We start from the raw sequence: 22,590 nt of genomic DNA, 5'->3' as shown, positions 1-22,590 counted from the left end.
AATTTCGATAGACACCTGACCACAGGGGAGAACATGGTGAACAGCGGCAATGGTGCCGGATCCACGGATGCGGTGATTCTGGTCGGCGGCCAGGGCACCCGCCTGCGTCCGCTGACCCTGTCCGCTCCCAAGCCGATGCTGCCGACGGCCGGTCTGCCGTTCCTGCAGCATCTGCTGGCCCGCATCGCCGATGCCGGGATCACCCACGTCGTACTCGGTACCTCCTACAAGGCGGAGGTGTTCGAGGACCACTTCGGTGACGGCTCGGCGCTCGGGCTCGAACTCGAGTACGTCTTCGAGGCCGAGGCCCTGGGCACCGGCGGCGGCATCCGCAACGTGCTGCCCAAGCTGCGCGCGGACACCGTCATGGTGTTCAACGGCGACGTGCTCGGCGGAACCGATCTCGGCGGCATCCTGGACACCCATCACGAGTCCAACGCCGACGTCACCCTGCACCTGGTGCGGGTGAGCGATCCGCGGGCCTTCGGCTGCGTGCCCACCGACGAGAACGGCCGCGTCACCGCGTTCCTGGAGAAGACCCAGGATCCGCCGACCGACCAGATCAACGCGGGCTGCTACGTGTTCCGCCGCGAGTACATCGAGAAGATTCCGGCCGGGCGCCCGGTCTCGGTCGAGCGCGAGACCTTCCCGTCCCTGCTCGCCGAGGGTGCGCACATCCAGGGCCACGTGGACACCTCGTACTGGCGTGACATGGGCACCCCCGAGGACTTCGTGCGCGGTTCCGCGGATCTGGTCCGCGGCATCGCGCCGTCCCCGGCCCTGCCCGGCCAGCGCGGCGAGTCGCTCGTGCACGCCGGCGCCGGCGTCGCGCCGGGCGCGCTGCTGATCGGCGGCACGGTCGTCGGCCGCGGCGCGGAGGTGGGCGCGGGCGCCCGCCTGGACGGCGCGGTTCTGTTCGACGGCGCGTGCGTGGAAGCCGGTGCGACCGTGGAACGCTCGATCATCGGCTTCGGCGCCAAGATCGGCCCCCGCGCCCTGGTCCGCGACGCGGTCATCGGCGACGGCGCGGTCGTCGGCGCCCGCTGTGAACTACTACGCGGCGCGCGCGTCTGGCCCGGCGTCGAGATCCCCGACGGCGGCATCCGCTTCTCGACCGACGTCTAGGGATTCCCGCCCGGGCAGTCGGGCCGGGCGAGTAGCACTCTCGCGTGCGGGCCGGTTCGCCGCGCGGTGACAACGGTGTTCGCCCGCGCGGGTCAACGCACCATCGGAGTACACGCGAAAGGCCGCTCCCCTTGGGGGAGCGGCCTTTTCGTCGTAAGGGGAGTGTCTCAGCGTTCCCACTTGCCCGGGTTCAGGTGGAACTGGGCGAGGGCGGTGGCGTGCCCGTGGCCCATCTCGTGGTCGGTCTTGAGCCAGTTGACCAGGTCCTTCTGACCGGTCAGGCCGGAGGCGGACATGAGGGCGAACCACTCGTCGACGGTGCGGCCGTACTTGGTCTCGATGGAGGGGAAGTACGAGGCCGGGCCGTGGGGCTTGGTGGTCGCCATGGTGTCGCTCCTTGTCTGAGGGTGTTGCTGATCATGACGGGCGGGCCGGGCCGAATTCATCGCCGTGTGATCGGCATCACGCGGCGGCCGCGGCGGGGATGCGGGCGGTCGCGGTCGCGCGGTGTTCGCGGATCAGCAGGGCGCCGGTGAGGGCCACCAGGGCGGCCGTGAAGCCGTGGATGCCGAACGCGGCGGAGGTCGAGCCGTCGTAGCTCAGCACGGTGATCATGTCGCCGAGCGGGACGAGGGTGGTGGCCAGCATCGTGATGCCGAGTGCGAAGCGCTGCCGGAAGGCCAGCAGGGCCAGGATCGCCACGCCGAAGGCGGTGTCGCGCACGCCCTTCAGGTTCATGAACGCGACCGCGTCGCCCGTCGGCCATTCCGGCAGGCCGAAGCCGGCGGCGAAGGTTTCGGGGGTGAGCAGGTAGTTGAGACCGATGTAGAGGATGAACGCCACGCCGGCGACGGTGAGGGCGGTGTTGATGCGGTGCAGGGTCATGTCGATCTCCGGTTCTAGCGTCGCTTGCTGATGTAGCAACGCTAGCATTCGCGTGGATAGATTGTCTAGCGATGCTAGAATTCTGCTCATGAACGCATCTCAGAGCCGTCGTGAACGCGAACGGGCCGAACGGGAGAAGCGCATCGTCGACACCGCCCGCGAACTGGCCGAAACCCAGGGCTGGGACGCGGTCACCGTGCGCAAACTGGCCGAGGCCATCGAGTACAGCCAGCCCGTGCTGTACAGCCACTTCGCGGGCAAGGACGCCATCGTCACCGCGGTGGCCGAACAGGGGTTCGCCGAACTCGCCGTCGCGGCGCGCGAACTGCGCACGGGCGCGGACACTCCCGAGCAGGCGCTGGTGCTGGTGGCCGAGGGCTACCTGGCCTTCGCCCGCGAGAGCTCGGCACTGTACGACGCCATGTTCCTGCTGCGCACCGAACTGAAGTTCGGCCCGGACGCCCCGGACATCCTCAAGGAGTGCTTCGTCGAACTGCTGCTCACCTTCGCGCCGTTCGCGCCGCCGCACGACGCCGAGACCTTCACCGAGGTTGCCTGGAGCGCGCTGCACGGGCTGGCCACGCTGGATCGAGGTGGTCGGCTGCGGCCGGACTTTCGTGCTCAGCGACTGGATATCCTTGTTGCCCAATGGATCGGCGGCTGAGTGGTCCGGGCTCGGACGTGCCGAACCGGGGTCGTGGTGCTCGAAGTGGCCGGGGCGTTCCTGATCGAGAGGGTGCAGCTGGGATCGCCCGCGCCCGCGCATGGGATTCACCACGGTCCGGTGCCGCCCGTGCGAACGCGCCTAGGCTGAGAGCATGGCTGACGCGGTGGTGGTGGGGTCCGGGCCCAACGGGCTCGCGGCGGCGGTGATCCTGGCCCGGGCGGGACTCGCTGTCGAGGTGTACGAGGCCGCCGACACGATCGGCGGCGGCTGCCGCACCGCCGAGATCACGCTGCCGGGATTCCGGCACGATCTGTGCGCGGGCGCGCATCCCATGGCGGTGGCCTCGCCGTTCCTGCGCGCCTTCGACCTGCCCGCGCACGGGGTGGAACTGCTTGCGCCGCAGGTGTCCTACGCGCATCCGCTGGACGGCGGCCGGGCCGGGCTGGCCTGGCGCGACCTGAGCAATACCGTGGACGGGCTGGGCCGCGACGGCGCGGCCTGGCGGCGGTTGTTCGGCCCGCTGGTGCGGCAGTGGGAGGACGTGGTCGGGCTGATCATGTCGGATCTGCGGCCGCCGCCGATCCGCCCGGGCGGCCTGCTGCGCACCGAGATCGGGGTCGCGCGCCGGCTGCTGGAACAGGCGTCGCCGCTGTGGAATCTGCGCTTCCGCGAGGACGTCGCGCCGGCGCTGCTGACCGGTGTCGCCGCGCACGCCATCCGGCCGCCGCGCGGAATCCCCGGCGCGGGTGTGGGATTGCTGCTCGGGACCCTGGCGCACGTGGGCGGCTGGCCGGTGCCGCGCGGGGGCAGCCAGGCCATCGTGGACGCGCTGGCCGCCGATCTGCGCGCGCACGGCGGCGAGATATACACCGGGCACCGGGTCGACGACATCGACGAATTCGATTCCGTGTCAGCGGTTCTGCTGGATCTCGCCCCGGCCGAATTGCAGCGCGTCGCGGGGGATCGGCTGCCCGGGCGCTACACCCGCGCGCTGGCGAACTTCCGCTACGGCGGCGCCGCGTGCAAGGTCGATTTCGCGCTGTCCGGTCCGGTGCCGTGGCAGGGGCTCGGCTGCGATCGGGCGGGCACCCTGCACCTGGTCGGCTCGCGCGCCGAGGCCGAGGCCGCCGAGAAGGCCGTCGCCGCGGGACAACACGCGGACCGGCCGTATGTGCTCGCGATCCAGCCCGGCGTGGTCGACGACACCCGCGCGCCCGCCGGGCAGCACACCTTCTACACCTACGCGCACGTCCCGCACGGGTCGCGGCGCGACGTCAGCGCCGAGATCATCGCCCAGGTGGAGCGTTTCGCGCCCGGCTTCCGCGATCTCATCCTCGCCACCCACGTGCGCACCGCAGCCCGGATGCCCGCCCACAACGCCAACTACGTCGGCGGCGACATCTCCGCGGGCGCGGTCACCCTGCGCCAGACCCTCTTTCGCCCCGTGCCCCGCTGGAATCCGTACCGCACCCCGCTGCCCGGGGTCTACCTCTGCTCCGCCGCGACCCCGCCCGGCCCCGGCGTCCACGGCATGAACGGCTATTTCGCGGCCCGCCACGCCCTGCGCCGGGAGCTCGGCATCCGCACGGACCCGCTGAAACTGCTGGCCGGAGCCTGAGTCCGTCAGTTCGGCTCGGGGCGGTACAGGTCCGGCTCGAGGTAGATGGTCCGTGCCACCGGGACCGCTTCGCGGACACGGGCTTCGGCGTCGTCGATCGCCCGGGCCACGCCGGTCAGGTCCAGGTTCGGGGCCATGCCGACCTTGGCGGCGACCAGCAGATCGTCCGGGGCCAGGTACTGGGTCTTGAGGTGGATGACGCGGTCGATCCGCGTGCCGTCCACCAGGTTCGCGCGAATCCGGCGTTCCTCGTCGGGGGTGGCGCCCTCGCCGATGAGCAGGCTCTTCATCTCCACGATGAGAACTATCGCGATGAAGCCGAGCAGGATGCCGATGCCCAGGGTGCCGACGCCGTCCCAGATCGGATTGCCGGTCAGCTCGGTCAGGCCGACGCCGAGGAAGGCCAGCAGCAGGCCGATGAGCGCGCCGAAATCCTCCAGCAGCACCACCGGAAGTTCCGGATTGCGGGTGGTGCGGATGAACCGCCACCAGCTCTTGCGGCCCTTGAGCGGCGCCGAGGCGTTGCGGGCGGTGAACAGGCTGTAGGACTCCAGCGCCATGGCGATGACCAGGATGCCGATGGCGATCCCGGCGTCCGAGAGATGCTCGGGATGCCGGATCTTGGTGATGCCCTCGTCGATGGCGAACAGCGAGCCCAGCGCGAAGATGACCAGCGCCACCACGAACGAGTAGAAGTAGCGGTTGCGGCCGTACCCGAAGGGATGCAATTGATCCGGCGGCTGCTGCGCGCGTTTGCGCCCGATCAGCAGCAGGCCCTGATTGGCGGTGTCGGCGAGCGAGTGCACGGCCTCGGCGTACATCGACGACGACCCGGTGATCACCGCCCCCGCGAATTTCGCCACCGTGATTCCGGCGTCCGCCGAGAACGCCGCCAGGACCGCCTTACGACTCTCGTCACCGGACATGGGACCGACGCTACCGACGGCGCGGGCGCGGTGTCGGTAGCGTCGCCGGGCGCGGCGGACTCCGATGCCGGATTCACACCGCGTAACGGCTGTCGGCACGCGGCTGAGCGTTCGTGGGCCGGGCCGCAGCCGCTGTCCGCTCCGCCTCGAGACGGCACACGGCTTCGCGCCTGTTTCACGTGGGTGAGGTGCCCGAACCGGCGTCGGTGTGCGCCCGCGTCGGCGTCGGTGGGCGCTCGGCCGCTCAGTTCTCGCTGACCGCCGCGTAGAACAGCTGCGCGGCCCCGTCCAGCGCCCGTGCCCGAATCTCGCCGTCGGCGGCCGAGATCCAGGCCGCGCGCCCGCATTCGACACGCAGCTGATCCTTGCCGAGCAGCAGCCCGACCGCGCCGTGCGTGCACAGCGCGATGCCCGGGCCCGCGTGCGGCACCCGCACCGGCTCGTCGCCCGGCGCCAGCTCGAACCGGCTGAGCACGAACTCGGACGCGGGCGTGCGGTAGCGGAAGACCCCGTTGCCCAGCACCTCCGGCTGCACCTTGGGCAGCTCGAGCGGTTCGAAGTCCAGCACCCGCAACAACTCCGGCACGTCCACGTGCTTGGGGGTGAGCCCGCCGCGCAACACGTTGTCGGAGTTGGCCATGATCTCCACGCCGACCCCGCGCAGATACGCGTGCAGGTTGCCCGCGGCCAGGAACAGGCCCTCGCCGGGTTCCAGGGTGATGCGGTTGAGCAGCAGCGCCGCCAGCACGCCGGCGTCGCCGGGATAGGCCTCGGCCAGCTCCAGCGCGGTCCGGATCTCGGCGGTGAATTCGCGGCGCTTGTCCTGCGAGCCCTCGTCGCGCCCGGACAGATAGCGCACGCAGCCGTCCAGCACCTTGGGCAGCAGCGTGCTCAGGCTGGCCTGCGGCAGCGCGATCCAGGTGGTGAACAGTGTGCGCAGGCCGGCCGAATCGGGCTGGGCGGCGAGCAGTTCGGCGTAGGGCTCGAGCTCGGGCACCTCGAGCGCGTGCAGCAGTCGCACGGTCCGGGTCGGGGTGCGGAATCCGGCCAGCGCCTCGAAGCGATCCAGGGCGACGACCAGCTCCGGCTTGTGGTTCTCGTCGCGGTAGTTGCGCAGCGGCGAGTCCAGCGGCATGCCCGCGCGGTTCTCGCGCTGGAATCCGACCTGGGCCTGTTCGAGGCTGGGGTGCGCCTGCAGCGAGAGCGCTTCCTCCGCGGCCAGGATCTTCAGCAGGAACGGCAGCCGTCCGCCGAATTCACCGGCGACTGCGCCCAATTCGCGCTGCGGATTCGCGCTGACCACGTCGAGCAGCGAGGTGCTGTGTCCATTGATTCGCACCTGCGCGGGATCGGCCGGATGCGCGCCGAACCAGAGTTCGGCCTCCGGATGCGCGGATGGAACCGGTCGTCCGCACAGCTGAGCGAGCGCGGTGCGCGAACCCCATGCGTAAGAACGCAGCGCACCAACGAGTTCGTGCACTAGTAGTGTCCCCCGTCGTAGCGTCCCGGATCTGCGACCGGGCGGGAACCGAGTAGTCGTAGATACGCGGCCGCCATCTCGATTCGAAGCGTCAGCACCGCTAGCTGTTCCAGCTCGCCGCCCCGACCGGGGGGCACGGCCTGCCCCGCCGCCTCCGCGGCCGGCGCGGTACCCGCGGCCTCCGCGTCCAGATTCACCAGATCGACGTCGACGAGTCCGGCGTCGGAGCCGAACACCGCCAGCCGTCTGCGCACCGTCACCTGATCGGATTCGGCGCTGAGTACGAAGATGCGGACCTGCTCGACCGGCGGCGGCCCGTCGAGTTCCGCGTCGTGGAAGAGCGGATCGAAATCCGGATCGGCCACACCCGCGGCCTGGATCAGACGTCCGTGCGCGGCAATGACTTCCGCCAGCCCGGCGGCCGCGACGACCTGTCCGGCCGCGGCCAGCAGCACGTCCGACGAATGCGCGGCGAGCACGGTGGTGGCGGGCGAATCGCCCGAGAAGACCAGGCGCTTGCGCTGCTGCATGCGGGTGGCCAGGGTCTTGGCCGGATTGCGGAAGGCCTCCTGCTGCGGGCCGTCGCGCAGCGCCTCGGCGTCGAGCAGATCGGCGAGCGCGTTCAGATCCGGCACCAGCGGGCCGGTGCGATGCGGATCGACCGCGGCCAGCACGGCCATGCCGATGGCCAGGAAGCGCAGCACGCGATTGTGGTCGAGCACCGGGATGCGCGGCGGCAGCATGGTCGCCCGCCCGGCCGCGGCGGCGCGCAGCGGACCCTCGTCCGGCGCCGCGACCACGACCTCCGCGCCCCGGCGCACCGCGAAATCCACGGCTTCGGCCAGGCGGGGATCGCCCGCGTCGTCGCCCGCGACCAGCACCACGTCCAGCGGTCCCACCCACGGCGGAATCGCGGTCGCGGTCACCACGGGCATGCTGGTTCTGTCGCCGAGGGCGGCGACCAGCAGGGCGGCCGCTCTCGCGGCCCGGCCGCTGCCGGACACCAGGACCACGCTGCGCGGGCGCAGCTCGGTCAGGCGCGTCAGGGCGTTCTCCGCCAGTGCGGCCGCGGTCGCCCGTACCTGGGCTCCGCCGGACGCCGCCGAGCGCAGTGTGCCCGCGACGTCGGCTGCCTCCAGCGAGGCGACGTCATCGAGATCGAGTACCGGTGTCCCAGCGATCATCGGGCGTTGCCACCTCCCCTCACAGGTCACCAGGCGCTGGCGAATCCAAGCTCTGTGATTCCACTATTCCAGTCAGGCGCGGACGATGCTCAGGATCTCGGTTACGAGTCCGTCTACATCCTCCTGCGATCGGGCTTCGACGTTGAGTCGCAGCAGCGGTTCGGTATTCGAGGCCCGAAGGTTGAACCACGCGCCGTCGGCCAGTTGCACGGTCACCCCGTCGAGGCGATCCACCGACTTCGCGCGGGCGCCGAACGCTTCGAGCACGGCCAGGGTCCGTTCCTGTGCGTCGGGCACCGTGGAGTTGATCTCCCCGGAGGACGCATATGTTGCATACGCGGACGCGAGTTCGGACATCGGGCGGTCCTTCTCGCCGAGGACGGCGAGCACGTGCAGGGCCGCGAGCATGCCGGAGTCGGCGCCCCAGAAGTCCCGGAAGTAGTAGTGCGCGGAATGCTCGCCGCCGAAGATCGCTCCGGTCGAAGCCATCTGCTGCTTGATGAACGAGTGGCCGACGCGGGTCCGCACCGGGTTGCCGCCCAGCTGGCTCACCAGCTCCGGCACGGCCTTGGAGGTGATGAGGTTGTGGATGATGGTCGCGCCCGGCTCCTTGGCCAGCTCGCGCTCGGCCACCAGCGCGGTGACCGCGGAGGGGGACACCGGGTCGCCCTTCTCGTCCACCACGAAGCAGCGGTCGGCGTCGCCGTCGAAGGCCAGGCCGATGTCGGCCTTGGTCTCGCGCACATAGGCCTGCAGATCCACCAGGTTCTTCGGATCCAGGGGATTGGCTTCGTGATTGGGGAAGTTGCCGTCCAGTTCGAAGAACAGCGGTTCGATCTCGTACTGGCCGACGGTGCCGAGCACGGCGGGCACCGTGTAGCCGCCCATGCCGTTGCCGGCGTCCACCGCGATGCGCAGCGGGCGGCTGGCGCTCAGGTCGACGAGCTTGTGCAGGAAGGCCGCGTAGTCGGCGAGCAGGTCCTGTTCGGTGGCGGTGCCGCGCGGGCCGTCGAAGGCGGGCACGCCCGCGATGACCTCGTCGCTGATGGTCGCCAGGCCGGTGTCCTGACCGACCGGCAGCGCCTTGGCGCGGCACAGCTTGATGCCGTTGTACTTGGCCGGGTTGTGCGAGGCGGTGAACATGGCGCCCGGGCACTCGAGGTGGCCCGAGGCGAAGTACAGCTGGTCGGTGGAGGCCAGGCCGATGTGCACCACGTTCAGGCCCTGCGCGAGCACGCCGTCGGCGAAGGCGGCGGCCAATTCCGGTGAGGAGTCGCGCATATCGTGGCCGATGACCACCTGGGCGGCGCCCTCGGCGCGCATGAGGCGGGCGAACGAGCCGCCGACATCGGCGACGAAGGCCGCGTCGATCTGTTCGCCGACGACACCGCGGACGTCATACGCCTTGATGACTGCGTGCACGGACTCGGCGGAGCGGGCGACTGTCATGCCGACCACACTATCCCGCCTGCCCGAGACTTTTGCGCCCGGCCGGGGAGCTGTATACGGACACGGCGTCAGTTCGGCGGATCCGGCAGCACCCGGAGATGACCGCGTCGCCCGGTGCGCGCGGGGCGGCCGGTGCGCTGGGCCGCGGGGCCCGCGCTGCCCGGATAGTCGGAATAGCCGCGGGGATCGGGTTCGGGTGCGCGACGGCGCAATCCGGCCTCGCGGACGGCCTCGGCCAGCGCGGTGAGGTCGTCGTCGTCGGGCGTACCCGAGGAGAAACCGCCCTCGTGCTTGACCAGTTCCCAGCCCTTGGGAGCGGTGATGCGGGATGCGTGCGTTTCACACAGATCCCACGAGTGCGGCTCGGCGACGGTGACGAGTGGCCCGACCACCGCCATGGAGTCCGAGTACACATAGGTCAGCGTCGCGACGGCCGGGTTCTTGCAGCCGGGTCGGCAGCAACGACGCATGGGAATCACGCCAAGCAGGGTAACCCTCCGGGGGCCTCCGTGCGGTCAGACACGCGCAATGGGACACGCCACAATCGTGCTTCGACGGCGTATTACGGCGGGTCGGACGGGTAAGTCGAGTCGGCTCCATCGGGAGGTTCCGATGCGGTTAGATTCGGAGTATGACCCGTTCACGTAAGCGACCCGCCCCCACGGCGCGGTCTGTCATCCGCCGCGGGCGGGGTGTGCGTGGACCGATGCTGCCGCCCACCGTGCCCGCTCGCCGCACCCGCGGTCAGCAGTTCGACCGGTTGGTGCTGGAAGCGTTCGCGCCCTTGGAAAGTCGCTGGCACGACCAGCTCACCAATCTCGACATCGCGGTGGACGACGTGCCGAAAATCCGTCCGCTGAACCCGGATTCGGTCACCTGGCCGGACGAGGTGGTGGCCGACGGGCCGGTGCCCCTGTCGCGCCTCATCCCGGCAGGGGTCGACCGCTACGGTCAGGCGACACGCGCCCGCATCGTGATCTTCCGCAAGCCACTGGAACTGCGCGCCGGGGATCCGGACGATCTGGTGGATCTGCTGCGCGAGGTGCTCGTTCAGCAGATCGCGACCTATCTCGGGGTCGATCCGGATGTGATCGACCCGGAGCCGGAGTAGTCGGGTTTGTGAAAAGCCCCTCGCTACAACAGATTTCGCGCGAGGGGCCCGTCGTCTCTAGATGATGCCGCGTTTGAGGCGACGGCGTTCGCGTTCGGAGAGCCCGCCCCAGATGCCGAAGCGCTCATCGTTCGCGAGCGCGTATTCCAGGCATTCGTCTCGAACCTCGCAGCCCAGGCAGATGCGCTTGGCCTCGCGGGTGGAGCCGCCCTTCTCGGGGAAGAACGCCTCCGGATCGGTCTGGGCGCACAGCGCCCGTTCCTGCCACTGCTCCGCCTCGGTCATGCGACCCCCGCGGGAAAAGCTGTCGAACCCCTCATCGGTGCCCGTGACGATCAGGCTCAGGCGGGGCGGTTCGGGCTGGTATTGCGCCCGAGCCCATTGACCGCCGCCTGGGCGCGGCGTCATCAGTTCACCCCCCTCGTGTCCGTTCCAAACGTCGGCGCAGAAGTCAGAAGCTGCGCCAGCTTGGGAATCGGTTCGCGATACACCGCCCGGAATTCCTGACGGGGCCAGCTCATCGGCCATCGCTCCGCCTCCTCACTGTGTGTTAGCGCAGAATGATTAATCCGTCGGACCCGATCCCACCGACGGCCCAACACCGCGACGTAGTCCCGCGGCCATCCCCGAGCTGCTGGCCATTCCGATGCGAACAGTTGTTCGAAAAGTGGTCCGCGCCTTGAGCTCTCGCGGGACCCGGAATGACATGCCTGTGATTAGACACGCCGGGCGCGGCGGTGGTCAAGCCGCCGAAGCTATTCCGTTACCATCTGCGGCCCCATTTTCCGGGGTTCCCGCAGATCAAGTAGCAAATTCACAGCAAATATCCTGCCGGGTGTGTCCGCGCGTGTACCGCTTAGGCTGTGCGGATGTGACTCGAGAACAAGCGGATACCGCGCCCGGAACCGGTCTGCGGATTGCGGTACTGGTCGGTGGAGTCGGCGGCGCGAGGTTCCTGCAGGGCGTGCGCGAGCTGGTCCCCGGCGCCGATGTGACCGCCATTGTGAACGTCGGCGACGACGTCTGGATGCACGGGCTCCGAATTTGTCCTGACCTGGACACCTGCATGTACACGCTGGGTGGGGGCATCGATCCCGAACGCGGCTGGGGGCATGCGAACGAGACCTGGAACGCCAAGGAGGAGCTGGCGAAATACAACGCGCAGCCCGATTGGTTCGGGCTCGGCGACCGCGATATCGCCACCCATCTCATCCGGACCGAAATGCTGCGTCAGGGATACCCGCTCTCGGCGGTGACCGAAGCCCTCTGCAATCGCTGGCAGCCGGGTGTGAAGCTGTTGCCGGCAACGGACGATCGGTGTGAAACACACGTCGTTATCGGTGACCCGGAGAACCCTGGCGAACGTCGCGCGATCCATTTCCAAGAGTGGTGGGTGCGGTACCGGGCGAACGTTGAGACCCATGGATTTGTGACTATTGGGGCGGAACAAGCAAAACCGGCGCCAGGTGTGACAGAAATCATAGAGTCCGCGGATGTGGTCATTCTGGCCCCCTCGAACCCCGTCGTGAGCGTCGGAGCCATCCTCGCGGTTCCGGGCATTCGCGGCGCACTGCGCACCACCACCGCCAAGGTGATCGGCCTGTCGCCCGTGGTCGGCGGAAAGCCCTTGCGTGGCATGGCCGATGAATGTTTGTCGGTAATCGGGGTAGAGACCAGCGCCGAGGCCGTGGGCAACCACTTCGGCGCACGGTCGGCTACCGGAATCCTGGACGGCTGGCTCGTGCACACCGGCGATACCGCCGAGATTCCCGGCGTCGAGGTCCGCGCGGTGCCGCTGCTCATGACCGATCCCGCCACCACGGCGCGGATGGTCGAACAGGTCCTGGACCTCGCGGGCGTGAAACCATGAGCGGCGTGCACGATCACGCGGCCGGAGGCGAACTCCGCATACTGCCCATCACCGGTCTGCCCGAGTTCCGGCCCGGTGACGATATCGCCGAACACGTTGCGGCACAGGCGCCTTGGCTGCGGGACGGGGACGTGCTGGTGGTCACCAGCAAGATCGTCTCCAAGGTCGAGGGCCGGATCGTGGCCGCGCCCACCGATCCCGAGGAGCGCGACGCCGCGCGCCGGGAACTGGTGCGGCAGGAGGCGGTTCGCGTACTGGCGCAGAAGAACCGCACCCTGATCACCGAGAACAAGCTCGGCATCGTGCAGGCGGCCTCCGGCATCGACGGGTCCAATGTGGAATCCGGTGAACTGGTGTTGCTGCCGGTCGATCCCGACGGCAGCGCCAAGGCTCTGCGCACCGCGCTCGCCGACCGGCTCGGCGTGCGCGTGGCCGTGGTCGTCACCGACACCATGGGGCGGGCGTGGCGCAACGGCCAGATCGACGCCGCCATCGGCTCCTCCGGGGTGCGGGTGCTGCACGACTACGACGGCGCGATCGACGGGCAGGGCAACGAACTGCACGTCACGTTGGTCGCCATCGCCGACGAACTGGCCGCGGCCGCGGACCTGGTCAAGGGCAAACTCGGCGGGGTGCCGATCGCGGTGGTGCGCGGGCTCGACTACACCGACGACGGCTCCACCGCCGCGGATCTGCCGCGGCGCGGGGTCGAGGATCTGTTCTGGCTCGGGACCCAGGAGGCCATCGAGCTCGGGCGCTCGCAGGCGCTGCTGGTGCGGCGGTCGGTGCGGCAATTCGCCGACGCGCCGGTCGAACCCACGATCATCCGGGCCGCGGTCGGGGAGGCGCTGACCGCGCCCGCGCCGCACCACACCCGCCCGGTGCGGTTCGTCTGGCTGCGCGATCGGGCGCTGCGCGAGCGGCTGCTCGAGGCCATGGCCGAGAAGTGGCGCGCGGATCTGCGCGCCGACGGGCTCGATCCCGACCGGGTCGAACGCCGGGTCGCGCGCGGGCGCATCCTGTTCGACGCCCCCGAGGTGATCATCCCGTTCTGCGTGCCGGACGGCGCGCACGACTATCCCGACGAGCGCCGGCGCGGGCACGAGGCGACCATGTTCAACGTCGCGGTCGGCGCGGCGGTACAGGGTCTGCTGGTCGCGCTGGCGACCAAGGGCGTGGGCAGCTGCTGGATCGGCTCGACGATCTTCGCTCCCGAGTTGACTCGCGAGGTGCTGGGCCTGGAAGCGGATTGGAATCCGTTGGGGGCCATCGCTATCGGCTATCCCCTCGAGGAGCTCGCGCCCCGCGCCGCTCGCGACCCCGGCACCGGGCTGGTGGAGCTGTGAGCGCGGGGCGCCGGGCACCGGGCGTGTGCGGCTCGGGGGCCACCCGCGATCGCGGGCATCAGCTCCATCGCACCCGTCCGGAGTCTTTGTGTGGGGCGAGTGCCGACCTCGCGGCGCGCGACATGGGACCGGTGAAACCGTGAGCGCTGAATCCCTGCACCGCTCGGCCACCGAGCTGCTCGAAAAGTGGTCCCCCGCAACGGGACCGGACTCGTCCCTGCGCGAGGCGATGCTCGCGTTCCTGGGCTCTGCCCCCCGCGGCTGCCTGCGCGAGCACGCCGCCGGCCACATCACCGCGTCGGCGATAGTCCTGTCCCACGACGAGTCCGAGGTCCTGCTGACCCTGCACCCCCGCGTGGGCCGCTGGATCCAGTTGGGCGGCCACTGCGAGGAATCCGACGATTCGGTGTCCGACGCGGCCTACCGCGAGGCCACCGAGGAGTCCGGGATCCCCGGCCTCCACCTCCACCCCGGCCTCTACGCCGCCCAGGCCCACCCCATCACCTGCTCCCTCGGCGTCCCGACCCGCCACCTGGACCTCCTGTTCAAGATCACCGCCCCGCCCGGCGCGGTCCCCGTCCGCAGCGCGGAGTCGACCGACCTCCGCTTCTGGCCGGTGAACGCCCTACCCCCGTACGCGGACGTCCTGCTCCGCTGATCGGCGGCCGGGCGTGCCGGGTTCGCCCGGCCGTTCCGGCCTGCTGGGCGGGGGTCGTTTCCACAGAGTGGAGTCCGTGTTGATCGGGAGTATGTGAGCGCATAGAGTTCGGCGGGTACACGTTCTCAGGGCGGGGTGGAAGTCCCTACCGGCGGTGATGGTGTCCGGACCGACCCGGGCGCACGGGCCCGCGAGCGCCGCGTTGCCCCAGGGCAGGGCGGGTCAGCAGATTCCGGTGTGAACCCGGAGCCGACGGTCATAGTCCGGATGGAAGAGAACGCGACACGGGTGTTCCACCGCTGCGGCGGCGGGGCGTTCGTGTCGTCTTGCCCTGGGTGACAACACGAACAGGAGCAGGACATGTCACCCATCTCTAGCCGCATCGCTCTGGTCGCCGCGCAGTGGCACAGCGAGATCGTCGGGCAGGCCGTGGAGGCCGCCCGCATCGGGCTCGCGGACCGGGGTTACGAGATCGACGTCATCGAGGTGCCCGGCGCCTTCGAAATCCCGCTGCAGGCAAAGCGTTTGGCCACCAGCGGCCGCTACGCGGCGATCGCCGGCCTCGCGCTGGTGGTCGACGGCGGCATCTACCGCCATGACTTCGTCGCGGGCACCGTCGTCGACGCCCTCATGCGGGTGCAGCTCGACACCGACGTCCCGGTGTTCTCCGCGGTGCTGACCCCGCACCACTTCCACGAGCACGCCGAACACCGCGACTACTTCACCCGCCACTTCGTGGTGAAGGGCACCGAGCTGGCCAACGCGATCGCCGCCACCCTGGCCCTGGAGCCGGTGACCGCGAACTGACCGCGAGCCGTGGGCGTGCGCCGAACCGGGCGCGCCCACGGCCGTCAGGCGGACGGCCGGTCGAACTCCCCGTCGCTCACACCTGCCGTGAACGTGTCCCACTCGCCGGGCGTATAGACGATGACGTGGCCGTCCGGTGCCTTGGAGTGCCGCACAGCGACATTGCCGTCGGTCAGAAACGCCACCTCCACGCAGTCCGGCCCGTTACCGCTGCGGCGGCTCTTGCGGAATTGGGCGTCCCTGACTTCCTGGTCCGTGCCCGACAGGTTGTGCATTCCGCTATCCCTGTCCTGAACTCACGTTGAATGCCCCCTGCACCACTCCTGCGGTGAACGCGTCCCACTCGCCAGGCGCGAACACCAGCACGGGCCCGGGGTTCTTCGAATCGCGGACGCCGACCGAACCGCCGGCGAACGCGACCTCTACGCAGTCGCCGCCGCTGCCTCCGCTGTGGGTGCTCTTACGCCAGTGTGCCCGGGGCCAATCGATGTTCACGTCGTGTACTCCCTTGCCGTCCTGCGAAGCAGATCTCTCGACGCCTGCTCGTCCAACGCAACTTTCCGATACCGCGCATTCGCGTGCAGATATCGCTCCACGGTGCGGGAATCGTCGAAATAGAGCGCACCCGTGTAACTCTCAACGTAGACGGTTGTCGGTTCCTCGAGAACACCCCTTGTGGCGCGGTCGAACTCGCACACGGTGTAGTTGCCGGTGAGATCGCCGAGAGCGATGCCCTCCCGATCGGGCAACACGCGGACCCGAACGTTGTCGCGGGTGCTCATGTCGGCGAGGTGTCGCAGCTGAGCAGACATGATCTTCGGGCCACCGACCATGCGACGAAGGACCGACTCGCCGAGAACCACATCCAGGCCAACGGGTTTGGCCGTGCGCGTGACTCGCCGCTGCCGATACATGCGCAGCTCGACACGCCTGTCGATGTCGCTCGCGGACGCTTCGGCATGGACTATCTCGAACAGTGATCTGGCGTAGTCGGGTGTCTGCAACAGCCCCGGAACTATCTCCGTATAGGAGGTGAGCGTGGTCGCGGTGGCTTCGAGCCCGATGTACACATCGAAGTCCTCGGGGATCAGATCGCCGTACTCGTGCCACCAGTACTTCGTATTCGCTTGCTGTGCGAGACCTTTCAACCCCTCGGTCGTCGTGGCATCTGCTCCCAGTGCCTGGCATATGGCTTCGATGTCCCACAGCCGGATCTTCACGTCCGGGTGGCCGGTCTCGAGCCGCTGGACCGTACCGTCGCCTCGCTCGATGAGTTTGGCTAGTTCGGCGATGGTCATACCGCTTTGATTTCGCAGCTCGCGCAGCCATCGAGCGAGCTGCCGGCGAGGGATGCTGGAGCCGATCTTGGGCATCTGACCCTCCTTTGGATGCGAAACGCTCGCATCCTGGATCGCATACCGCAGTTTCCGGTGCCGAGCCCAACGGATCCTGGATCTGCTGCTTGGCTTTCCCGGATTCTATCCAGGGCTGTTGGATCGATTGGCCTGGATTCTCCAAAAATGCCGCCCGTGCAACGCGTTCGGGCGTGTGCTGGTGCTGCGCCCGGTTCGGGAGGCAACCGACCCGGGAGCGACCGCGACCGTCGCTCCCGCTTCCCTCCGGCCCCGGGGTGTGCCCCCTCGGGGCCGGGCCGGGCGCACCTCATCCGCTCGCTGGGACTCGGGAGGTTGCGATGGTGATCACTACCGGAAGCGTGCTGACGGGCCGCGCGGAGCCCGGGGAGTGGGCGGGCGGTGCGGCCGCATGACGCGGCCGTCGTTGCGGTTGCTGCCGGGAGGTGCTGGGGCGGAGCGGAGTTCGGCGCCCGCAGCACCGTCGGGGCCGGGCGCGCTCGGTGTCGTTCATCAGGGGGTGACCGACGACGTGGACGAGGCCGAGGACCAATTGCGCTCGCTCATAGCGAGATTCGGACTGCGCTGGGCTTCCGGAGCACATTCCGCGCGTGATTCGGATCTGCTGTTGCTCGACGCCGGGGACGACGCGCCGGCCGCCGAGATCCTCGCGAGATTCGCCCTGGTGCGCGCCGAGATCGTGCTGGTGCCCACGATCGCCGACCTGGTGGGACAGCTCGGCGTAGTCGTCGAGTTCGCGGACGTCCTGACCTCGAACGGCACCTGGTACCGGCGCAAGCCCGGAATCCGGCGCCTCACAGCGCATCCCGGATGAGACGACAAATCGACCGTCGGCGCGCAGTGCAGGCTGCGCGCCGACGGCCTTTCCGATTCCTACCGAGATAGTGGGCAGCTCAGGCGGGAATCAGGCTCTTTTCGGGGGTCGCCGGTTCCGGGGTGGCCGGGTGGTCGTCGACCATCGTCGTCTCGTCGAACGGGAGCCGGCGGTCCAGCACGGCCTGCACCCGGAGGGGATCGATCGTTTTGGTCCAGGTGCCGATCAGCACCGTCGCGACCGCGTTGCCGGAGAAGTTCGTGACCGCGCGGGCCTCGGACATGAACCTGTCGATCCCGACTATCAGGCCGACGCCGTCGAGCAGGTCGGGGCGATGACTCTGGATCCCGCCGGCCAGGGTGGCCAGGCCCGCACCGGTCACGCCCGCCGCACCCTTCGACGCGACGATCATGAACACCAGCAGGCTCAGCTGCTCGGACCAGGACAGCGGCTGACCCATCGCGTCGGCGACGAACAGCGTGGCCATCGTCAGGTAGATCGCGGTGCCGTCGAGATTGAACGAATACCCGGTCGGCACAACCACACCCACGGTCGGGCGCTCCACCCCGAGGTGCTCCATCTTGGCGATCAGGCGCGGCAGCGCCGACTCCGAGGACGAGGTCGCCACGATCAGCAGATACTCGCGCGCCAGATACCGCACCAGCTTGAAGATCGACACCCCGGCCGCCGCCCGCAGCAGCGCACCCAGCACCCCGAACACGAACACCACGCAGGTCAGATAGAACGCCACCATGAGCAACGCCAACTGCTTGACCGCGTCCAACCCGGTGCGCGCCACCACGTTCGCGATCGCGCCGAACGCGCCGATCGGCGCCAGCCACAGAATCATGGTGAGCACCCGGAACACCAGCTTCTGGATCAGCGCCACCCCGCGCAGCAGCGGTTCACCCGCCGCTCCCATGGCCTGAATCGCGAAACCGACCAGCAGCGCGATGAACAGCGTCTGCAACACCTTGCCCGAGGTCAGCCCGGACACCAGCGTCGTCGGCACGATGTCCTTCACGAAATCCCAGGTGCCGCCCGCACTGTGCGCATCCTGAACGTACTTCGCGGTCTCCCCGGCGTGCCCCGCCACATCCAGCCCGTTGCCCGGATGCAGCAGATTGCCCACCACCAGTCCGATGGCCAGCGCCGCGGTGGACATCAGCAGGAAGTAGGCGATCGCCAGCCCGCCGACCCGGCCGATCCGCGCCGCCGCCCGCACCGAGCCGATGCCGAGCACGATGGTGCAGAAGATGACCGGCGAGATCATCATCTTGATCAGGTTCACGAACAGGGTGCCCAGTTCGCCCACCGACCGGCCGAAGCCGGGCGCGAGCCAGCCCGCCAGCATACCGGCCACCACCGCGACGATGACCGCCAGATACAGCCAGTGGGTGCGGTCCCGCTTGGGCGCGGCGCCCGCGGGTTGGTCGTCTCCCGTCCGGCCCGGCGGATTCGGCTCTGCTGTGGCGGTTGTCGTCATCGCTGTGGATTCCTCGTTCTGGGTCGCTTCGATACCGATCCGAAGTCGAAGGCGTGATCCCGTTCACACCGTCTCGTGAAGAATGATTACCCGGGCGGTGACGCCGATCACTGTTTCGTAAGTTTTGTTCACGCGGCACGGAGGCACAGGTGAGAAGAACGGAGTCCCGGCGCACCCTGGCCGGCCAGGTGTTCGCGGTGCAGCTGGTGGTGCTGGCGGCGGTGATCGGTATCGGCACCGCGCTCGCGGTCCTGCAGACCCGTACCGCGCACGACGACGCCACCCGCGACCGCGTCACCGACATCGCGGTGACCCTGGCCCAGGCGCCCTCCACCCTGACCGCGGTCCGCGGGGCCGATCCGGTTTCGGCGCTGCAACCGGTGACCGAACGCATTCGCGAGCGCACCGGCGTGGACTTCGTCGTGGTCATGGCCCCCGACCGCACCCGCTACACGCACACCGACCCGAGCCGCATCGGAAAACCGTTCAGCGGCACCATCGACCGCGCGCTGGCGGGGGAGACCTTCACCGAGATCTACACCGGCACACTGGGACCCTCGATCCGCGCGGTCACCCCGGTGCGCGACGCCGACGGCGCGGTGGTGGCGCTGGTGTCCGCGGGCGTGACCCGCGAGCACATCGGCGATCAGGTGCGCGGCCAGCTGCCGACCATCCTGGCGGTGGCCGCCACCGGCCTGGTGCTGGCCACGCTCGGCGCACTGCTGCTGCGGCGCAGGCTCTTCCGCCAGACCCACGGCCTGGCCCTGGCCGAACTGCGCGGGATGTACGAGCATCACGACGCCGTGCTGCACTCGGTGCACGAGGGCCTGCTGGTGTTCGACAAGGCCGGCGAACGCGCCGACGTGGTCAACGATCAGGCGCGCAAGCTGCTCGACCTGCCCGCGCAGGGCCCGGTGCTGCGCGGTGATCTGCCGATCTCGCTGCAGCGCTTGGGCGCCGAGGTCGTGCGCGACGAGATGCACGTGACCCCGGATCGCGTCCTGGTGGTGAACCAGGACCTGGTCGAGCACGACGGACACCGCATGGGCACCGTGCTCACCCTGCGCGATCACACCGAATTGGGTGACGTGCTCGGCGAATTGGACTCGGTGCGCGGCTTCGCCGAAGCCCTGCGCGCGCAGGCGCACGAGGCCGCCAACCGGCTGCACGCGGTGGTGACAATGGTCGAACTCGGCCGCACCCGCGAGGCCGTCGCCTTCGCCACCGCCGAACTCGAACTCTCCCAGGCGCTCATCGACCGTCTCACCGGCGCGGTGGCCGAACCGGCGGTGGTGGCGCTGCTGCTGGGCAAGGTGGAGCAGGCCGCGGAGAACGGCGTGGAGCTGACGGTGACCGGGGATACCCTGCTGGACAGCACCGATCCGCTCACCGCGCACGAAATGGTCACGCTGCTGGGCAATCTCGTCGACAACGCCCTCGACGCGGTCGGGCGCGACGAGGACGCCTGGGTCGAGGTGACGGTGCGGCGCGACGAGCCGGAGGAGCCCGGGAAACCGACCGAACTCCTTGTCCGCGTTGCCGACAGCGGCCCGGGCATGTCCGAGGAGGTGTTCACCCGAGCCACCGAACGCGGCTACTCCACCAAAACCGACCACCACGGACTGGGATTGGCGCTGGTGCGCCGGCTGGTGGCCCGGCACGGCGGTGAGCTGCGCGCCCAGCGCGAGCCGGAATCCGGTGTGATCGTGCGGTTCTCGCGATGATCCGGGTCATGATCGTGGAGGACGACCGGGCCATCGCCGCGGCGCACCGGTCGTACGTCGAGCGGATCCCCGGCTTCGAGGTCGCGGCGATCGCGCACTCGGGCCGCGAGGCGATCACCGCCGCCACGAGGTCACAGAAGCGTGACGAATCCATCGACCTCGTACTGATGGATATCGGTTTACCGGATATGAGCGGTCTCGCCGTCGCGGCGGCGCTGGCGGGTCTGCGCCCGCGCCCGGACGTCATCGCGGTCACCTCCGCCCGCGATCTGGCCATGGTGCGCGCGGCGGTGGCGCACGGCGTCGTGCTGTATCTCCTGAAGCCCTTTACCTTTTCGGCGTTCCGCGAGAAGCTCGAGCGCTATCTCGAGTACCGGGCGGCGCTGCCCGCGGGGGCAGCGGCGGTGTCGCAGCAGGAAATAGACCGGGCATTCGGTGCGCTGCGCACCACCGACGCGCGCGCTACCTCGCCGAAAGGCATTGCGCCACAGACGATGGAGGAAGTATCCCGTGCGGTCCGCGCGTCGCCCGATGGAGTGTCGGCGGGGGAGTGCGGGCGAGTCGTCGGCGTTTCGCGGGTTACCGCGTGGCGATACCTGGAGCGTCTCGCCGAAGACGGCGTGGTGGAACGCCGGACCGACTACGGTCGCACCGGGCGGCCACAAGTTCGCTACACGTGGTTGCACTGAGTTCGGATTCACTACCGGTTTGCCTGTGATGTGCGGTGACTGGCATTACACGGTCAGTTGCTCGATCAATGACTGCCCAGCGTGTAACGGTTGCCACCTTCGGGACCCAGCCGGTGGTGTAACGGACGTAAAGTACGTATATATCTACCTGCGAACTTCTGAGGTATCTAATTAGCGGGGCAAACGTGCAATTGGTCGGCAAACGGTCGGGTTCGCCGGATCCCAAACGTCACCTGTGGGTACTGGGGCTCATCGCCCCGATGAGTGCGCTGCTGCCGTCACAGCTGGTGTATTGGACGAAGGCAGAGGTGTTCTGGTGGATCGGCCCGGTCATCGTTCTCATAGTCATACCGGTACTGGATTGGGTCGTCGGGGAGGACGGCAGCAATCCGCGAGATGAGGATTACGAACTACTCAGCAACGACCGGTTCTACCGGTGGTGCACCTATCTGTTCCTGCCCATCCAGCTCGCGGGCCTGATCATCGCGGCGATCATGTGGGCCGGGGACGAACTGTCCGTCGTGGACAAACTGGGCCTGGCGGCCACCCTCGGCTTCGTCAGCGGCATCGGCATCAACGCCGCGCACGAACTCGGGCACCGCGTGGAGCGGCTCGAGCGCTGGCTCTCCAAACTCGCGCTGGCGCAGTCGGCCTACGGGCATTTCTTCGTGGAGCACAACAAGGGCCATCACGCCCGCGTCGCCACCCCCGAGGATCCGGCCAGCGCGCGCATGGGCGAGACGCTGTGGGGGTTCCTGCCGCGCAGCGTGATCGGCGGGTTCCGCTCGGCGATCGGCATCGAAAAGGCCAGGCTGCGGCGTCGCGGCCACGGCTGGTGGAACTACCGCAACCACATCCTGCAGGCGTGGTCCATGTCCGTGGTGCTCTTCGGCGCGCTGCTCCTGGGTTTCGGCTGGAAAATCCTGCCCTACCTGGTGATTCAGGCCGTGATCGGGGTCGCGCTGCTGGAGACGGTCAACTACGTCGAGCACTACGGTTTGCTGCGCCGCCGGCGACCGAACGGCAACTGGGCGCGCTGCTCGCCCAGCGACAGCTGGAACAGCGACAGGCTGGTCACCAACATCTTCCTGTTCCACCTGCAGCGGCACAGCGACCACCACGCCAATCCGGGCCGCAGGTATCAGACCCTGCGCAGTTCGGAGCAGGCGCCGCAACTCCCGGCGGGCTACGCGACCATGATCCTGCTGGCGCTGGTGCCGCCGCTGTGGCGGCACGTCATGGACGCGCGACTACTCACGCACTACGAGGGCGACATCGCCCGGGCGAACATCCAACCGCGCAAGCGCGAGCGGATTCTGTCCGAGCACGGCATGGCGGTCGCCTGACACAGCGGCCCGCGGTCCCGATGAACCAGGGG

General features: G+C 69.1%; 24 protein-coding genes and 1 riboswitch. Of the genes, 12 read left to right on the top strand and 12 right to left on the bottom strand.

The window, feature by feature from the left end; genetic code table 11:
- Positions 1-36: 36 nt before the first annotated feature.
- A complete protein-coding gene (manB, locus tag ACWDOP_RS18805; protein ID WP_456346110.1) occupies positions 37-1,125 on the top strand; it encodes a mannose-1-phosphate guanylyltransferase in 1,089 nt (362 codons plus the stop codon).
- 167 nt (positions 1,126-1,292) lie between these two features.
- On the opposite strand, the gene ACWDOP_RS18800 is transcribed toward manB, so the two are convergent.
- Together ACWDOP_RS18800 and ACWDOP_RS18795 are read right to left on the bottom strand one after the other, a co-directional pair.
- Positions 1,293-1,511: a DUF4287 domain-containing protein gene (locus ACWDOP_RS18800; RefSeq protein WP_456346109.1), complete on the bottom strand. Its 219-nt coding sequence runs from the start codon at positions 1,509-1,511 to the stop codon at positions 1,293-1,295.
- 76 nt (positions 1,512-1,587) lie between these two features.
- On the bottom strand, positions 1,588-2,010 hold the full coding sequence (locus ACWDOP_RS18795) for a DUF4267 domain-containing protein (protein WP_456346108.1): 423 nt from the start codon (positions 2,008-2,010) through the stop codon (positions 1,588-1,590).
- 88 nt (positions 2,011-2,098) lie between these two features.
- Here ACWDOP_RS18795 and ACWDOP_RS18790 point away from each other — a divergent pair, with 88 nt between their 5' ends.
- Positions 2,099-2,674 (top strand): TetR/AcrR family transcriptional regulator, encoded by a 576-nt coding sequence (locus ACWDOP_RS18790; RefSeq protein WP_456346107.1) that lies wholly within the window; start codon positions 2,099-2,101, stop codon positions 2,672-2,674.
- 154 nt (positions 2,675-2,828) lie between these two features.
- On the top strand, positions 2,829-4,295 hold the full coding sequence (locus ACWDOP_RS18785; RefSeq protein WP_456346106.1) for a phytoene desaturase family protein: 1,467 nt from the start codon (positions 2,829-2,831) through the stop codon (positions 4,293-4,295).
- A gap of 5 nt (positions 4,296-4,300) precedes the next feature.
- Here the strand turns inward: ACWDOP_RS18785 and ACWDOP_RS18780 are convergent, their stop codons facing one another.
- From ACWDOP_RS18780 to ACWDOP_RS18760, 5 genes are all read right to left on the bottom strand, one after another.
- Entirely contained in the window at positions 4,301-5,221 is a 921-nt protein-coding gene (locus tag ACWDOP_RS18780) for a cation diffusion facilitator family transporter (protein ID WP_456346105.1), read from the bottom strand.
- Between the two features lie 244 nt (positions 5,222-5,465).
- Positions 5,466-6,701 (bottom strand): mannose-6-phosphate isomerase, class I, encoded by a 1,236-nt coding sequence (manA, locus tag ACWDOP_RS18775; protein WP_454203624.1) that lies wholly within the window; start codon positions 6,699-6,701, stop codon positions 5,466-5,468.
- Positions 6,701-7,885, bottom strand: coding sequence for a tobH protein (locus ACWDOP_RS18770; RefSeq protein ID WP_456346104.1), 1,185 nt, complete (start codon positions 7,883-7,885; stop codon positions 6,701-6,703). Before ACWDOP_RS18770 ends, manA begins: the two co-directional genes overlap by 1 nt.
- Before the next feature lie 72 nt (positions 7,886-7,957).
- On the bottom strand, positions 7,958-9,334 hold the full coding sequence (locus tag ACWDOP_RS18765; protein WP_454203622.1) for a phosphomannomutase/phosphoglucomutase: 1,377 nt from the start codon (positions 9,332-9,334) through the stop codon (positions 7,958-7,960).
- Between the two features lie 68 nt (positions 9,335-9,402).
- On the bottom strand, positions 9,403-9,804 hold the full coding sequence (locus tag ACWDOP_RS18760; RefSeq protein WP_454203672.1) for a DUF3499 domain-containing protein: 402 nt from the start codon (positions 9,802-9,804) through the stop codon (positions 9,403-9,405).
- 161 nt (positions 9,805-9,965) lie between these two features.
- Here ACWDOP_RS18760 and ACWDOP_RS18755 point away from each other — a divergent pair, with 161 nt between their 5' ends.
- The gene (locus ACWDOP_RS18755) at positions 9,966-10,445 is read left to right on the top strand and encodes a metallopeptidase family protein (RefSeq protein ID WP_354987333.1); all 480 of its coding nucleotides are present in this window, start codon (positions 9,966-9,968) and stop codon (positions 10,443-10,445) included.
- 57 nt (positions 10,446-10,502) lie between these two features.
- Here ACWDOP_RS18755 and ACWDOP_RS18750 read toward each other — a convergent pair whose 3' ends face one another.
- Positions 10,503-10,730, bottom strand: coding sequence for a WhiB family transcriptional regulator (locus ACWDOP_RS18750; RefSeq protein WP_033089244.1), 228 nt, complete (start codon positions 10,728-10,730; stop codon positions 10,503-10,505).
- Between the two features lie 625 nt (positions 10,731-11,355).
- On the opposite strand from ACWDOP_RS18750, the gene cofD reads away from it, so the two are divergent.
- The 4 genes from cofD to ACWDOP_RS18730 all read left to right on the top strand — a co-directional run bounded on the left by cofD (position 11,356) and on the right by ACWDOP_RS18730 (position 15,126).
- The gene (gene cofD, locus ACWDOP_RS18745) at positions 11,356-12,315 is read left to right on the top strand and encodes a 2-phospho-L-lactate transferase (RefSeq protein WP_456346135.1); all 960 of its coding nucleotides are present in this window, start codon (positions 11,356-11,358) and stop codon (positions 12,313-12,315) included.
- Positions 12,312-13,661 (top strand): coenzyme F420-0:L-glutamate ligase, encoded by a 1,350-nt coding sequence (locus ACWDOP_RS18740; protein WP_456346103.1) that lies wholly within the window; start codon positions 12,312-12,314, stop codon positions 13,659-13,661. Before cofD ends, ACWDOP_RS18740 begins: the two co-directional genes overlap by 4 nt.
- A 139-nt stretch (positions 13,662-13,800) precedes the next feature.
- On the top strand, positions 13,801-14,319 hold the full coding sequence (locus ACWDOP_RS18735) for an NUDIX hydrolase (protein WP_456346102.1): 519 nt from the start codon (positions 13,801-13,803) through the stop codon (positions 14,317-14,319).
- A gap of 117 nt (positions 14,320-14,436) precedes the next feature.
- A riboswitch (FMN riboswitch) is annotated at positions 14,437-14,602 on the top strand.
- A 77-nt stretch (positions 14,603-14,679) separates the two neighbouring features.
- The gene (locus tag ACWDOP_RS18730; RefSeq protein ID WP_454203616.1) at positions 14,680-15,126 is read left to right on the top strand and encodes a 6,7-dimethyl-8-ribityllumazine synthase; all 447 of its coding nucleotides are present in this window, start codon (positions 14,680-14,682) and stop codon (positions 15,124-15,126) included.
- A 44-nt stretch (positions 15,127-15,170) separates the two neighbouring features.
- On the opposite strand, the gene ACWDOP_RS18725 is transcribed toward ACWDOP_RS18730, so the two are convergent.
- The 3 genes from ACWDOP_RS18725 to ACWDOP_RS18715 are packed head-to-tail and all read right to left on the bottom strand — an operon-like array spanning position 15,171 to position 16,499.
- Complete coding sequence (locus tag ACWDOP_RS18725; protein ID WP_456346101.1) at positions 15,171-15,401, bottom strand: DUF397 domain-containing protein; 231 nt, start codon at positions 15,399-15,401, stop codon at positions 15,171-15,173.
- A 4-nt stretch (positions 15,402-15,405) separates the two neighbouring features.
- Positions 15,406-15,621: a DUF397 domain-containing protein gene (locus ACWDOP_RS18720; protein ID WP_456346100.1), complete on the bottom strand. Its 216-nt coding sequence runs from the start codon at positions 15,619-15,621 to the stop codon at positions 15,406-15,408.
- Positions 15,618-16,499, bottom strand: a complete 882-nt coding sequence (locus ACWDOP_RS18715; RefSeq protein ID WP_456346099.1) for a helix-turn-helix domain-containing protein — start codon at positions 16,497-16,499, stop codon at positions 15,618-15,620. Before ACWDOP_RS18715 ends, ACWDOP_RS18720 begins: the two co-directional genes overlap by 4 nt.
- A 499-nt stretch (positions 16,500-16,998) precedes the next feature.
- Between ACWDOP_RS18715 and ACWDOP_RS18710 the strand changes: the two genes are divergently transcribed.
- Positions 16,999-17,313 (top strand): hypothetical protein, encoded by a 315-nt coding sequence (locus ACWDOP_RS18710; RefSeq protein WP_456346098.1) that lies wholly within the window; start codon positions 16,999-17,001, stop codon positions 17,311-17,313.
- A gap of 79 nt (positions 17,314-17,392) precedes the next feature.
- On the opposite strand, the gene ACWDOP_RS18705 is transcribed toward ACWDOP_RS18710, so the two are convergent.
- Positions 17,393-18,799 carry a cation:dicarboxylate symporter family transporter gene (locus tag ACWDOP_RS18705; protein ID WP_456346097.1) on the bottom strand — a complete coding sequence of 469 codons (1,407 nt, stop codon included), beginning with the start codon at positions 18,797-18,799 and terminating at the stop codon, positions 17,393-17,395.
- 149 nt (positions 18,800-18,948) lie between these two features.
- Between ACWDOP_RS18705 and ACWDOP_RS18700 the strand changes: the two genes are divergently transcribed.
- From ACWDOP_RS18700 to ACWDOP_RS18690, 3 genes are all read left to right on the top strand, one after another.
- Positions 18,949-20,523, top strand: coding sequence for a sensor histidine kinase (locus tag ACWDOP_RS18700; RefSeq protein ID WP_456346096.1), 1,575 nt, complete (start codon positions 18,949-18,951; stop codon positions 20,521-20,523).
- Positions 20,520-21,212: a response regulator gene (locus ACWDOP_RS18695; RefSeq protein WP_454203609.1), complete on the top strand. Its 693-nt coding sequence runs from the start codon at positions 20,520-20,522 to the stop codon at positions 21,210-21,212. Before ACWDOP_RS18700 ends, ACWDOP_RS18695 begins: the two co-directional genes overlap by 4 nt.
- A 260-nt stretch (positions 21,213-21,472) precedes the next feature.
- Positions 21,473-22,558, top strand: coding sequence for an alkane 1-monooxygenase (locus ACWDOP_RS18690; RefSeq protein WP_456346095.1), 1,086 nt, complete (start codon positions 21,473-21,475; stop codon positions 22,556-22,558).
- Positions 22,559-22,590: the final 32 nt, after the last annotated feature.

This window comes from Nocardia sp. NPDC003693 (assembly GCF_053981095.1).
This window is presented reverse-complemented; position numbering and strand designations above follow the sequence as displayed.